The organism is Vibrio sp. 10N.286.45.E10, from assembly GCF_002874195.2.
GTDB lineage: Bacteria > Pseudomonadota > Gammaproteobacteria > Enterobacterales > Vibrionaceae > Vibrio > Vibrio crassostreae.
The window spans coordinates 1,354,004-1,366,396 of record NZ_MCWD02000001.1 but is presented as its reverse complement, the minus strand read 5'-3'; the positions used below and the strand labels follow the sequence as shown (position 1 = coordinate 1,366,396).

The 12,393-nt window shown below is 43.3% G+C and carries 15 protein-coding genes and 3 pseudogenes; 7 read left to right on the top strand and 11 right to left on the bottom strand.

Annotated features, from left to right (window positions below; genetic code table 11):
- Positions 1-16 precede the first annotated feature (16 nt).
- Positions 17-313 (top strand): annotated as a pseudogene (locus BCU34_RS06200) (hypothetical protein); the annotation flags it as partial.
- 129 nt (positions 314-442) lie between these two features.
- Here BCU34_RS06200 and BCU34_RS06195 read toward each other — a convergent pair.
- The 8 genes from BCU34_RS06195 to BCU34_RS06160 all read right to left on the bottom strand — a co-directional run bounded on the left by BCU34_RS06195 (position 443) and on the right by BCU34_RS06160 (position 4,472).
- The gene (locus tag BCU34_RS06195) at positions 443-895 is read right to left on the bottom strand and encodes a hypothetical protein (protein WP_102431966.1); all 453 of its coding nucleotides are present in this window, start codon (positions 893-895) and stop codon (positions 443-445) included.
- Between the two features lie 87 nt (positions 896-982).
- Positions 983-1,279: a hypothetical protein gene (locus BCU34_RS06190; protein ID WP_102431967.1), complete on the bottom strand. Its 297-nt coding sequence runs from the start codon at positions 1,277-1,279 to the stop codon at positions 983-985.
- 104 nt (positions 1,280-1,383) lie between these two features.
- Positions 1,384-1,833 carry a DUF3291 domain-containing protein gene (locus BCU34_RS06185; RefSeq protein ID WP_102479196.1) on the bottom strand — a complete coding sequence of 150 codons (450 nt, stop codon included), beginning with the start codon at positions 1,831-1,833 and terminating at the stop codon, positions 1,384-1,386.
- Positions 1,834-1,896: 63 nt separating this feature from the next.
- The gene (locus tag BCU34_RS06180; RefSeq protein WP_102431969.1) at positions 1,897-2,178 is read right to left on the bottom strand and encodes a hypothetical protein; all 282 of its coding nucleotides are present in this window, start codon (positions 2,176-2,178) and stop codon (positions 1,897-1,899) included.
- Between the two features lie 194 nt (positions 2,179-2,372).
- Entirely contained in the window at positions 2,373-2,777 is a 405-nt protein-coding gene (locus tag BCU34_RS06175; RefSeq protein ID WP_102479195.1) for a DUF1801 domain-containing protein, read from the bottom strand.
- 104 nt (positions 2,778-2,881) lie between these two features.
- Complete coding sequence (locus BCU34_RS06170; RefSeq protein WP_102479194.1) at positions 2,882-3,334, bottom strand: hypothetical protein; 453 nt, start codon at positions 3,332-3,334, stop codon at positions 2,882-2,884.
- 26 nt (positions 3,335-3,360) lie between these two features.
- Complete coding sequence (locus tag BCU34_RS06165) at positions 3,361-3,783, bottom strand: hypothetical protein (protein ID WP_102479193.1); 423 nt, start codon at positions 3,781-3,783, stop codon at positions 3,361-3,363.
- 206 nt (positions 3,784-3,989) lie between these two features.
- Positions 3,990-4,472 carry an AAA family ATPase gene (locus BCU34_RS06160; RefSeq protein WP_102479199.1) on the bottom strand — a complete coding sequence of 161 codons (483 nt, stop codon included), beginning with the start codon at positions 4,470-4,472 and terminating at the stop codon, positions 3,990-3,992.
- Positions 4,473-4,678: 206 nt separating this feature from the next.
- On the opposite strand from BCU34_RS06160, the gene BCU34_RS06155 reads away from it, so the two are divergent.
- On the top strand, positions 4,679-5,647 hold the full coding sequence (locus tag BCU34_RS06155; protein ID WP_108167794.1) for an IS30 family transposase: 969 nt from the start codon (positions 4,679-4,681) through the stop codon (positions 5,645-5,647).
- Between the two features lie 41 nt (positions 5,648-5,688).
- Here BCU34_RS06155 and BCU34_RS06150 read toward each other — a convergent pair whose 3' ends face one another.
- A complete protein-coding gene (locus tag BCU34_RS06150; protein WP_102479362.1) occupies positions 5,689-6,171 on the bottom strand; it encodes a DUF523 domain-containing protein in 483 nt (160 codons plus the stop codon).
- A gap of 189 nt (positions 6,172-6,360) precedes the next feature.
- On the opposite strand from BCU34_RS06150, the pseudogene BCU34_RS06145 reads away from it, so the two are divergent.
- Positions 6,361-6,486 (top strand): annotated as a pseudogene (locus BCU34_RS06145) (IS110 family transposase); the annotation flags it as partial.
- A 29-nt stretch (positions 6,487-6,515) separates the two neighbouring features.
- Positions 6,516-6,791: pseudogene (locus BCU34_RS06140) on the top strand (transposase); the annotation flags it as partial.
- A gap of 79 nt (positions 6,792-6,870) precedes the next feature.
- On the opposite strand, the gene BCU34_RS06135 reads toward BCU34_RS06140, so the two are convergent.
- Both BCU34_RS06135 and BCU34_RS06130 read right to left on the bottom strand, forming a co-directional pair.
- Complete coding sequence (locus BCU34_RS06135; RefSeq protein WP_102479360.1) at positions 6,871-7,377, bottom strand: YgjV family protein; 507 nt, start codon at positions 7,375-7,377, stop codon at positions 6,871-6,873.
- Positions 7,378-7,812: 435 nt separating this feature from the next.
- Positions 7,813-8,993 (bottom strand): IS3-like element ISVisp1 family transposase gene (locus BCU34_RS06130; RefSeq protein ID WP_102479999.1). Its coding sequence is split into 2 segments (ribosomal slippage): positions 7,813-8,708 and positions 8,708-8,993, totalling 1,182 coding nucleotides; the frame shifts between segments, so codons are not numbered across the junction.
- 277 nt (positions 8,994-9,270) lie between these two features.
- Here BCU34_RS06130 and BCU34_RS06125 point away from each other — a divergent pair.
- The 3 genes from BCU34_RS06125 to BCU34_RS06115 all read left to right on the top strand — a co-directional run bounded on the left by BCU34_RS06125 (position 9,271) and on the right by BCU34_RS06115 (position 12,278).
- Positions 9,271-10,227 carry an IS110 family transposase gene (locus BCU34_RS06125; protein ID WP_102480197.1) on the top strand — a complete coding sequence of 319 codons (957 nt, stop codon included), beginning with the start codon at positions 9,271-9,273 and terminating at the stop codon, positions 10,225-10,227.
- 114 nt (positions 10,228-10,341) lie between these two features.
- Positions 10,342-11,229 carry a tyrosine-type recombinase/integrase gene (locus tag BCU34_RS06120; RefSeq protein ID WP_102478635.1) on the top strand — a complete coding sequence of 296 codons (888 nt, stop codon included), beginning with the start codon at positions 10,342-10,344 and terminating at the stop codon, positions 11,227-11,229.
- Complete coding sequence (locus BCU34_RS06115; protein WP_102478636.1) at positions 11,226-12,278, top strand: transposase; 1,053 nt, start codon at positions 11,226-11,228, stop codon at positions 12,276-12,278. The genes BCU34_RS06120 and BCU34_RS06115 overlap by 4 nt, the downstream gene beginning before the upstream one ends.
- The last annotated feature ends 115 nt before the right edge of the window (positions 12,279-12,393 follow it).

Genomic DNA, 12,393 nt, shown 5'->3' with positions numbered 1-12,393 from the left:
CCAATGTGAACACAAAGCCAGCTTTGATAGTGATTTATCGGCTGGCTTTTTACTGCCTCAAAACAAGCCAAACGATGAAGCTACCCTTGCCGTCGATAACGCGGTGAACAAAGCAAAGTCGCTATACAAAGCAGGCCTAGTCGATTACTTATCGGTGCTAGACGCACAAAGACAACAAAAAGCGATGCAAGATCGCCAAGTAGCCGCCAAGCTTCAAACCGCCAACACCACGATTGCCGTGTATAAAGCGTTAGGTGGAGATTGGAAAGTCGCTAGAGAAACACAAAGTGTCGAGTTAGCTTCTGTGAACTAACAAAGCTACACGCTGTTCACCTAAACAATAAGCTGTAATCGTTCAGATAAGCTTAATAAGAAAATACCGCCGAAATCATCGGCGGTATTTTTGTTACTGAAAGTCGCTGTGGCAATTGTGCACCCATGTTTAACGGATATGTACCTTTCCAATTGGGTTTAAACGACTAAATCGGTATTTAGGGTAATAGATCCAAAACAGTTCTTCGTTCTTAGAGTCTTGAGCTATCAATAACTCAACCTCGCCAGAGTTAATAGCAATACGTACTTTACTTTTTGATAAAGGCTTCGTTCTATTTATCGTTACGTAGTTACTACTTCTCAAAGAGTCTAACAATTTAGATTCCTCAAACTCCTCATGAGCCTCCACAACGAAACTCGACACGCTCAGCTCTTCAGCGAGGAGCTTTCGGATTTGATACTTCTGAGAGAGAAACAGAACGATACTGATTGCTGCGACTCCACTTAATAGAATCAACGCTTTTATATTTTTACGCCAGACCCCAACAAAAAGAGCTGAAAGTAAGCTTACAATAAAAACTAAGGAGGTAACCGTAAACCAAATATCTAAATAGTCGCCCATAATTAACCTATTCACCTCAACCTAGTTTAAGTACCCCTGATCATGTCTTCCATGACGAAAGTGAACTATTTACGCGACAACCAGTGACTAGGAATTAGACGCATCGTTGCTGTCTGTATCTACGGTTTTGATCAGAGGACCAGCACACTCGACAAAACCACCGATATCGAAAGTATCTGGCGCATCGGCTCCGCCCGTCACACCAAAACTGCCTTTCACCACTGGATCCTTCTCAGTCTTATCTACGTCTAAAATGATCTCTACTTTATACGTGTGACCATCTGGAAGGAGTTTGGCACACTCTTCCAGTGTTGAAGCAGTAGCAACCATGCTGAAACCAAATAAACACACCGCAAGTACACTACTTTTCATTTTCAACATCATTAAACCTCTCGAAGACTATAGAAACATCATACCAACAATCGACTCATCTTCACGGGGATTGCTATAAAACGTCTAAAAAACATAACCTTGGTTATCTATGAACGCTACTTTGGCGCTTCTGACTTTGTAAAATTGGTTTTAAAAGTGAAGGCATACGGCGTATCACCGATTTCTCTGAGGTGTTCAAGTCGCTCTAACGCTTCTTCGAGTGTGGGAATACGGTCTTCTTCGATCCACCAAAGAACATAAGTATCTTCAGGTAAACGATGAAACCAGTCACCCTTTCGGCGCATAAAATCACGGTGATGTGTGCGAAACATGAAGTTCTTTAACGAATCTACAGAGTCCCACACCGACATATTCACAATCATATTCGGATCATCAAAAGCTTGGATATTGGTCGCATCACCAGATTCATCTTTCAGACGCCAAACGAACCCTTCACTGCTTTCTGCGATTCCATTAACCAACTCTAAGTTATCGACAAACTCTTTGATTTCTGGCGCATCTAACGGGTATCTCGCCAAAGCGATATTTAACTGAGCTAATTTCATAACGTTTCTTCCTTGATAAATTATGAGTAAATTTTTCTAGCACGCCGACTGATTCTTACAAAACTAAAGAACAGCTACGCCTTCAACTTCAATCACTGAGTTAACATTAGCGCGCTCGATTATCTTGAGTAACGTCGTTTGGATTAGTTCATTATCTCGAATTTCGGTTTCACAAGAAAAACGCTCTTCTTGAACACCATCGCCCTCACCCAACATGAATTGAACCGCGACTTCCGTTGCGAGTTCTTTGGTCGCTCCGTAGTACGCTAACGTGATTTTTGGGTATCCGTGGTCGCCTTTTTTAACCTGCTTTGCGATGCGTTTCTTGGCTTTATCTAAATTCATACAACTTCCTTTTAAGTCTGAAATACAAGGTGACTAGAACAACTTTTTAAACGGTAAGCAATACAATCAGCGTTGGTTATAGAGCTTCCCTAGCCTCTTGATACTAATCAAGATGGTACAGTCTTAACGCTTTAAAGAGTGATAGCTAGAACACAGATAACCAGTTTAAGAAAAATAATGACAGCGCGTAAGAATTACGCGCCAAGAAGCGGTAGATGTTTTCGTTGTTGATAAGTTAAGGCTAACTCTAAGCACTGCTTGATTGGTGCTTTGGGAAGTGGTTCAGTTAGGTTCAAGATGATTGCCCGATTACCTTGAAATGCCAATGTGCCATCGTGCAATTCTCTGAATGTGTCGATTAGCTTCGTTTGACAGTTAAAGAACAAGTAATAGTTATTTGGCGATTTTAATTTCCAATCGATTCGAATTGGACTGCCCGTCTTAACGCTGTAACTCGGCTCGCCCCATTTCAGAGACTCTTCGACGTCACCTAAATCCAAATCAGAACAAAGTTCAAAAATTAATGCACGCAACTCTTCAAGCCGAGCTCGAACATCATCGGGATACTCATCGAAATGTGTTTTGATTGCTTTGTCCATTCAATCTCCGATTCACTTGTTGAGATATTAAAGTGCAGCTCACTTAAAGCATAGAGCCTTAAAAATTAGTCCAACTTGATATGAAAAGTGCCAAGCGTAGTAAATCATTTTTCAGTTATCTGTTCGTTAGCGGTTTTCAAGGCCAGCTTTAAACCGTCCGTATCCTTACAACCAATGTAAACATGCTTTCGATTGCTTAAGCTTAACTTCAGCGCTGAACCTATCGATGCATTATACAAGCAGCCATCATTCAGCATTCGGATACCAATACCTTGATACCACTTGCTTTGATAGAACGATGTCTCTGTAATGTCTGATACTTCGACATTCTTACGCCAAAAACCAAAGCCGAAATACCAGCTTAGTACATTGTCTTTGACCTCAATTGTCATGGAGAAAAAGAGCAAAGCAATTAGACCATTGATGGCGTGAGTGATTAATGTCCCAGGGTTATTATCCGAGGTAACGACAATGAAAGCACTTAACGCAACAAGGATGAGCAGCAATCCCTTGTTGAATTCCTTACTATAAAACACAGCGACAACTCCTATAGACAACGAACAACCCACTAACTAGCCAACCGCTATCTTACTGCGGCCTTTCTAAATAATCGTAGCAAGTAATGCAGGCATACTCCCACAACCAAACCAAGTAGCATCGCCTTGATACTACCCACCCAAAGTATCAAACCAGAATAACCTTGTCCCGGACCTAAGCCTTGTTTATTAATCACATCGACAAACATAAAACCGTTCCACAGCAGATGCAGTGAGGCTGTAAATGCATGCACACAAATGGCGACGGTTCCAAGTAACTTGTACCTGTTAGTGATTGGTGCGCCACAAAAAATGACAACAAGCGCAAAAGTGAAAATTAGAGGGCCCGACAGTACTAAAGTGAGTGTTATTACTTCAACGTGGCTCTCTGGGCCATAACTGTATGTACAAAATACCATTGTCATTGAAAACAAAAGCGAAATGAGTGCGAACCATAGCGTTCTATTCATTGGGTACCCTGCCTTAATAGTGGATTTAGGACAAATTCGATAATCGACAGGAAGAACTAATTACCAAAAATACGGCGTGAGAAATGCCCTTACTTCACGACTATTCGATGGACGACTCAGACTTTCATAAACCCAATGTAACGTGCGACTTAGAACACAAGCTAAATAACAAAAAGACCACTCACCTTCGCGCCCGAAGACTTATCTTATTGAGCTTGCTGTTGAGCCCAAACAACATTTTCATTTGAAGTTGGAACCTCAAACCAAGACCAAAACAGATCTAACATTTCTGGTGTCATTTCATAAGACTTACCATTGAGTTTCGAGTTACGACTAAATGCCCTCTTCTTACAAGTCTCAAACGGAACATCAAGGTAGTGAACTTCGCTGTCCACACCTAGGTTTGATGCCCAGCTTGTAAAAGAGTCTCGGTCAGATTTACGCCAAAAACCAAAGTCGAAAATCACAGGAATACCCAAAGCAAAGAGTTGCATTGCAGAGTCCTTGAATAAGCCTTGAAGCGTAGCCAGTCGGCTATCAAAAACCTCACGCTCCATATGCTCGCCATACAAAGGAATCATCCACTCGTCGATCGAAAAACGAAAAGCGCCATGCATTTCTGCAAGCGATTTAGAGTAAGTCGTTTTACCCGAACCGATAAAGCCACATACGAAATAGATTTTACTCATGATCCCTCTATTATTTGTCAGCGCATCACCGCCTAATCTAAACCCTGGCACATTAATCAACACAGGTGAATCAAACCAATTAGTGTGAATCTGCTTTAGTCTCTTGTTAGTTGTCTTGGATTCAAGTACGAAGTGCGACACCTCTGAACATAAAAACAGTGAGATGCGATAATCATGAAGTTTGCTCCCGCCAAGAAGTAAAAAACATGAGATACACGCACCTCACTGAGAACGAAAGGTATATGATTTCTGCACTCAGAAAGCAAGGAATTAGTACCGCTATAATAGCTAAACAACTGGGTCGTCACAAAGCTACTATCTATCGAGAAATTGAACGCAATTCCCGATACAACAGACACTTTAAAAGGTACTCCTATCAGGCGTGGAGAGCCCAACAAATGGCTCGCAACCGGCTGAGTCGCTCGCGCAGAAATAAGCGCTACAGCGAAATCGACTTCAGGTTACCTGAAGCCTTGCTACGACTTGATTGGAGTACTGACCAAATCGTCGGATACCTGAGGGTAAAAGGCTATCCAACAATGAGCCACGAGCTCATTTATCAGTACGTTTGGAACGACAAAACTCTCGGTGGAACACTATGGAAGCACCTACGCCAATCCACTAAGAAAAGGCGGAAAAGGTATAACTCAAAAGACAGCCGTGGACGGCTAGCTGCAAAGCGTCATATTACCGAAAGACCAGCAAATGCTGAGCATAGAAAAGAGCCTGGTCATTGGGAAATTGATACCGTCGTTGGCCGCGGAACCAAGCACTGTATCGTGACTTTAGTCGACAGAATGACAGGCTACACTTTTATTGGGCAAATGGACGACAGAACAAGCGAGTCGCTCAACGTAAGAATGAGCAAAATCATGACCCGCTCTGACTTACCTTTCAAGACGATAACTGCGGATAACGGCACTGAGTTTCATGGTTATGCACAACTAGAAAAACATCATAACTGTCTGTTTTACTTTGCAAATCCATACCACTCATGGGAGCGAGGGACTAATGAAAACACCAATGGCTTGATACGACAATACTTACCAAAACGAACTTCTATGTCACACGTGACACAGAAGCTCTGCATTGAAATTGCACATAAATTAAATACGCGCCCACGCAAAAGGCTTGGGTATAGAACACCAACGGAGTATATTCATGCGCATCTGTAAAAAGTGTCGCACTTCAAACTTGATACTAAGTGTATTACAAGCTACTCACTTAGGCTATTTTTAGAGTTAGCAACGTCATGCTGACTCATAACAGTTATACCGTTTTGGCGAAGTAATGCAGTAGTGGCGCCCATGCCAACAACTTTTGTTCCTTCAAATTTTCCATTGTAAATCTGAGAGCTGCCACAAGAAGGGCTCCCATCCGTTAAAATCGCACTTGAGATATTTTCCTGCTGACAAATTTTCAAAGCTAACCTAGCTCCCTTGAGGAACTCCTTTGTTACGTCAGAGCCATCTTTTCCCATGATCTTCGAAGAGCCTTCGATGACGTTAGTGCCATCGCCTCCACAGATTTCAGCCGGAACTCTAGGTGTTGGCAAACCTCCAGCAACTTCAGGGCAGAAAGAGACAATTTCATTTGCTTCGACAAACTTCTGAAACTCAGGAGATTCAGGTTTTAAATCATTGCCGTCATAACGAACTTTGCACCCAAGTAAACATGAACTAACCAATACTTTACTCACAATAGACACCTTTAACCTATAAGAGAAAACTAAGGCAATTTAAACATTTAAGCCGTAGGTACGAAAGACTACTGCATATTGAAGCTGTAAAGTTTCTGCAAAAATTAAAACCCAGCTAACGAATGACATGGATTCCCCCTACCGAGGATCTGCCACACTTATGTGGTACTTAAATGCATCGGAGGCACCATGTCTGATTATTCTTATTTCTGCGGTATCGACCTAGCTAAAAACTACTTTAGTCTTCATGCCGTAGACCAAAATGGTAAGGTCATACTTCATAAGTCGGTAACTCGCTCTAAACTACTAACTACTAACTACTAACTACAATAGCAAATATGCCGCTCATTGGTGTCGCTCCAATAACACGCGAAAGTGCACGCTACAAAGGTAAGCGCGAGCTCCAAGGCGGTCGAACGCAAGTACGCACAGTGTTATATATGGCAATGATGTCAGCCATGCAATGTAACCTCGTATTCAAAGCGACTTATGCTCGACTTTTAGCTGCCGGGATGCCTAAGAAAGTCGTAATAATCGCGTGTGTACGCAAGATCGCTGTGACCCTTAATTCTATGCTGAGAGGTGGCGCCATATGGGATGAAAATACAGCCAAAAATTAATCACTGACGCCATAGTCGTTTGTTATATTTCTGTTTTTCGTCACGCCAACTTCAAACATAATAGCATGAAAAAAAACACTTAATTCTCAAGGCATGGACTTTTAACATGTATTCTATAGTAACCAATGACACTGCTTGCGATAAACAAAACGTCTATTAACACCGCTACCGGTGAGCCAACGATAACATCATGTACACCCCACACTCCTGTCCCAATAACCATCAGCCAACGCATTAGCTTGTCGTTGCTACTAAACGAAGCTTTCGTATGTAATAGCGACGCGGTACAACTCAGAATGCTCGTTAAACCACTAAATGTAAAAACAGTACCTAACAAAGTAACGAAATAGAACAGCCACTTTATTTTAGGGTTTGAAATGAAGATTCCTGCTAAGTAACGGCATGCTCCTATTACCAGTAAACATGCCGCAGTCCACTCAGTAAGTAGGGCAAAATGCGCGGCAATCAATAATGCCGATATGCTTAATGCGGACAAAAGTAGCGTACGATTTTTAAACTGAAACGATGCGATATCGAATAGCGCAGCTAAACCAACCAATATTTGGGAGGCAACAAAAAGGGACATAACCCCTCCAATAATAACCAAGTAATAGAGAAAACGTTCTAGCGGCTCAGAGCTATAAAGCACTGAGCGCATGATTCAGGTTATAAATTGCAGGGGAGGTATATCGCGACAGCTTGAGTCAGACAGATAGAGGAAATTTCAACATTAAATATATTCATATTGTATTCCTCCCGTCGGTGCTGCTAATAGTCATCGCGATTCTACAGGAAAATGCCGAAGAAAAAAGGTAATGTCACCTTTCGTTACCATTCGACATAACCCATTGATCTTATGGATTATGACAATAGTTGAAAAGAAATATAACGCTTTGCTAAGTGGCAGCCAACGCAACACTTAACCCAAAGTAACGCACCTTAAACACAAAAACCAATTGGAACCAGAAATGCCGAGCGTTGGCTGTGATCTTCACCCGATAAAATGGACACCCTATTCTCTTTAACCCGTCACGACTTCATACTCATGTGGGGTTCGATATCCGAGACTTGAGTGCAGTCTATAACGGTTATAAAAATGCTGGATATAACCGGCAAGTTTATCTCTAAGCTGCTTCTCACTTTTAAAACTATTTTTCCTAATTATGTCGCCTTTGAGCGTATGGAAGAATGACTCCACCTCCGCATTATCGGTGCAATGACCTGGACGATTCATACTTGGGACAATTCCATTTTTTGATAATAAAGCTTGAACTTCATGGGCTCGATATTCAGAGCCTCTGTCGGTATGAAACAATAAGCGCTCTTGTGGCTTTCGATTTCTAATGGCCATTCTCAACGAACTCATCGTTAGCTGTGTACTCTTCTTACTACCAAGCGACCAACCGACGATTTTACGTGAGTAAAGGTCGATAACGACGGCTAGATACATCCAACGTTTACCTTGCTTTATATACGTTAGATCTCCTGACCATTGTTGATTAACTGCTGTTGGTTTTGGTGTGTCTTTTTTAATATTCTTAATCGATTGATAGAACCGATGTAGCTTGGCCATTTTCATGTAAATGCGATAACTTCGTGCTCTTAGCCCTTGCTCTCTCATGATCCGAGCCACACGCTTGCGGCTAACCAAAACGCCTTGGCGCCTCAGTTCTGCATGAACTCGTGGGCTGCCGTAAGTCTCTCGACTCTGGGTAAACACTTTAATTATACGCTTCTTCAAAGCCTGCTCTTCTTGATCGTAGCGGCTTGGTTCTCTATCAAGCCATGCGTAGTAACCCGACTTAGAAACAGATAGAAAACGGCACATCAATACAATGGAATAACGCGTTTTGTAATGGGCTATGAATCGGAATTTTGTCGATTTTCTTGGGCAACGAATCGTTGCCACTTTTTTAGCAAGTCATTCTCGAGCTTAAGTTGTTCATTCTGACGTTCGAGCTCTGCAATCCGACTAGACTCAGTTTTCTGGCTCGGGATCTGAGTCCTTTTCTTACGTTTATCTTCCATAATAACCCCTTCTCTATAGTCCTTTCGCCATTTAGAAAGCATATAAGGGTGGATATCTAATGATAGCGCCACGCTTTTAACTGTAGCTCCTTCTCGAAGCGAAAGTCGGACAGCAGTTACCTTAAATTCCGTAAGATATTGTTGAGTTTTTTTACCTGATTTATAAGCTGGCATAAACACCTCCAATTACTATTGAAGGTGTCCACTAGATCGGGTCAACTACAGAATCCGTCTTAAACGCTTTGTATGGATAATAAGCATTCCAATCGGGTAAGGTGAGACCCAGACTTTAGCTGCAACTAAAGTTCTTCTATCTGGTAGTTCGATTAAACGATGGCTCCTCGATTGAGAGACCGGTAACAAGTACGAACGTCAGATAGAACTCCAAGCACCACACTCGAATAGTCTTCTGGGTCTCGAGCCCGCATTTGCAAGCAAGAGTTAGCTTATTATGAATACAAACACACTTCAAAACATTAATGTTGGCGTTGATACTGGTAAGTCACAATTAGACATCTATGTCCGTCCACTCGACATTTACTTCACCGTACCAAACACCGATAAAGGCATCAGCGATGCCATTAAAATCATTAAGAAACACAAACCTCAACGCGTCGTCATCGAGGCTACAGGTCGATTAGAAATGCCCTTCATACTCGCCTGTGATAAAGCCAAATTGCCTTATGTCGTTGCCAATCCACTGCGTATTAAAAGGTTTGCTGAAGCCATTGGTCAACGAGCTAAGAACGACCGTTTAGATGCCGAGCTCATCGCACATTATGCCGAACGAGTTCAGCCCGAACTTACCAAGCTAAAAAGCGAAAACATACGCCTTATGAGTGACTTAGTCACGAGGCGGAACCAACTACTCACCATGCAAACCATGGAAAGAAACCGACTACAAATATTACCCAAAAACATCTCATCGACTATTACTCCGATTCTAACCGCTCTAAAAAATCAGCTTGAAAAAGTAGAGGCAAAGATAGAAAAGCTGATTGAGAGCTGCCCTGAATATCAAGCTAAGAACACCATCCTTCAAAGCATGCCTGGCGTAGGAAAGATCCTAGCCGCCTCCCTAATTAGCAATGTACCCGAACTCGGTTTTATCACTAACAAGCAAGCCTCTTCTCTCATTGGCGTCGCACCTATAACAAGAGAGAGCGGACGCTTCAAAGGCAAACGGATGATAAAAGGAGGTCGGCCTCAAGTTAGAACAGTCATGTACATGGCAATGATGTCGGCTATCCAATGCAACCCTGTATTTAAGGCTACTTATGAACGATTACTTGCGGCAGGAAAACCTAAAAAAGTAGCGATAGTTGCCTGCATGAGAAAGATGGTTGTGACACTCAATTCAATGCTAAGAGACGGCGCAATGTGGGATAAAGATAGCGTCAAAAATTAACTATTGACGCCATAGTCTCTTGTTGAACGAAGCCGCTACGCGGCAGAGTAAAACGAGTGCAAACCATACTCTTGTAACACCATCACCCTGATGGTCGTTCACAGGAGTAACCCCATGAAACCCGATGACTTAAAACGCTACAACACCCTTTATGAACAACACCTTACCAACCTAAAGCTGCAAGGTAAACGACCTGCGACGATCGATGCCTATTCCCGTGCAGTTCGTCGGATCACCGCTCATTTCGATCGCGTACCCGATACGTTAACCACTGCCGACCTCAAACAGTTCTTCGCGTCTCTTATTCAAACCCACTCGTGGAGCACCATAAAACTCGATCGTAATGGCTTGCAGTTTTTCTATCGCTACACGCTCGATAAACAGTGGGAATGGCTCAATATCGTCAAGCCGCCACAAGTAAAACGACTGCCCGACATACTGACACCGCAACAAGTCAGCTCACTGATTAGCCACACTCGACAGACACGTTATCAGGTGTTTTTTCTTACTCTGTACAGCATGGGGTTGCGCCTTGGTGAAGGACTGAACCTAACGGTTCATGATATCGACAGCCAAACAATGCGCGTTCACATACGGGAAGGAAAAGGCGGAAAAGACCGAATGGTGCCGCTTCCGCTGCGAACGCTTAAAGCTCTTCGCGTACATTGGCTTACCCATAAGCACCCTTACTACTTATTTCCTGGCCTTGGTACCTGTCGCGACACCCTCATGGATCGTGGCGGTATTCAAAAAACCATGAAACTTGTGCTCAAAGAGTGCGGGATCCAAAAACACGCCAGCCCCCACTCACTTAGACATTGCTTCGCGACGCACTTACTTGAGCAAGGGTTAGACCTGCGTTCACTGCAAACGCTACTGGGTCATGCAAGCCTCAACACCACTGCCCGTTACACTCGAATGACTACGCTAAAACAACGCGATGCTGCGATGGCCATCAACCATTTAACTGATGCTCTAGACTTAACGTGGAGCATTACATGAGTACCTTTATTGAACTGCTTCGTCAACATCACTCTGCGCTTAAACGTCACTATTATGCGCAGATGAATGGCGATATGCATCGAGCCATTGGGGCGATGCTCCGTTGTAAAACAGAGCAACAAGGTCGCTCACAATGGTTCTGCAGTCACTGTCATCACGATGACCGATTACCGCTTTCTTGTGGTCATCGTCATTGCCCTCAATGCCAACAACGCACCACTTCTGACTGGCTTCAACGTCAGCAGCAAAAGCGGTTACCTGTTCACTATTTCATGGTGACTTTCACTTTACCGTATCAATTAAGAGCCTTAGCGAGGCATCAACCTAAAGCGATATATAACGGTATGTTTAAGGTGGCATCGGGGGTATTAAAGGATTTTGCCAACCGACAACGGCAAGGTGAACTTGGTTTTACCGCCGTGTTGCATACTCACAGTCGACAACGAAACTTGCACCCACATCTGCACATTATCGTGGCGGCAGGCCAATACGACGCGTCGAGGCAAACGTGGCACAAAGGCAACAAGCATTACCTTTTCAACGCGTTTGCTTTGGCCAAAGTATGGCGAGCAAGAATGCTGGATGCCATTAATCAGCATCCTATGCTGTGGCTTCCCAATGGTATACCCAAGGAATGGGTGGTCGATTGCAGACAAGTGGGGTACGGTCAGGCTGCGCTCAATTATTTGTCTCGCTACCTCTATCGCGGTGTTCTGCCTGATGAAGACATCATCCATATCACCGATGACACGGTCACCTTCCGCTATAAAAACAGTCAGACTAAAACATGGCAAACGCGCACCTTACCCACCCTCAAGTTCTTGTTGCTCATTTTGCAACACGTGCTGCCCAAAGGGTTACAGCGAGTAAGAGACTACGGTTTTTTGCGCGGTCAAGCACACGCCTTAAGAACCCGCATTCAACTGCTGCTGTTGAACCTCCTCTATAGGATGCCGCCACTCACCGCACCGATAAGGAGCAAAGCGATAAGAACCTGCCCTTGCTGTCAGCATCAGATGGCGTGCGTTGGAGTAAGCCGACCCATGTAGCCGAAAGGCATTGATAATAAGGAGAATGGCATTGACGAAATCAGAGGAGATGTGACGACGAAAGAAACGAAAAATAGCTAACTGGTTGATAAGATTGCTATCGCAACCTTATCTT

What these genes read in the sequence shown, in the direction of transcription:
- BCU34_RS06175 (WP_102479195.1), bottom strand. Translation starts at nt 2,777, where the DNA reads ATGGACAAAGCAATCAAAACACATTTCGATGAGTATCCCGATGATGTT.
- BCU34_RS06185 (WP_102479196.1), bottom strand. Translation starts at nt 1,833, where the DNA reads ATGAAATTAGCTCAGTTAAATATCGCTTTGGCGAGATACCCGTTAGAT.
- BCU34_RS06115 (WP_102478636.1), top strand. Translation starts at nt 11,226, where the DNA reads ATGAGTACCTTTATTGAACTGCTTCGTCAACATCACTCTGCGCTTAAA.
- BCU34_RS06190 (WP_102431967.1), bottom strand. Translation starts at nt 1,279, where the DNA reads ATGATGTTGAAAATGAAAAGTAGTGTACTTGCGGTGTGTTTATTTGGT.
- BCU34_RS06120 (WP_102478635.1), top strand. Translation starts at nt 10,342, where the DNA reads ATGAAACCCGATGACTTAAAACGCTACAACACCCTTTATGAACAACAC.
- BCU34_RS06135 (WP_102479360.1), bottom strand. Translation starts at nt 7,377, where the DNA reads ATGTCCCTTTTTGTTGCCTCCCAAATATTGGTTGGTTTAGCTGCGCTA.
- BCU34_RS06165 (WP_102479193.1), bottom strand. Translation starts at nt 3,783, where the DNA reads ATGAATAGAACGCTATGGTTCGCACTCATTTCGCTTTTGTTTTCAATG.
- BCU34_RS06195 (WP_102431966.1), bottom strand. Translation starts at nt 895, where the DNA reads ATGGGCGACTATTTAGATATTTGGTTTACGGTTACCTCCTTAGTTTTT.
- BCU34_RS06180 (WP_102431969.1), bottom strand. Translation starts at nt 2,178, where the DNA reads ATGAATTTAGATAAAGCCAAGAAACGCATCGCAAAGCAGGTTAAAAAA.
- BCU34_RS06125 (WP_102480197.1), top strand. Translation starts at nt 9,271, where the DNA reads ATGAATACAAACACACTTCAAAACATTAATGTTGGCGTTGATACTGGT.
- BCU34_RS06160 (WP_102479199.1), bottom strand. Translation starts at nt 4,472, where the DNA reads ATGAGTAAAATCTATTTCGTATGTGGCTTTATCGGTTCGGGTAAAACG.
- BCU34_RS06155 (WP_108167794.1), top strand. Translation starts at nt 4,679, where the DNA reads ATGAGATACACGCACCTCACTGAGAACGAAAGGTATATGATTTCTGCA.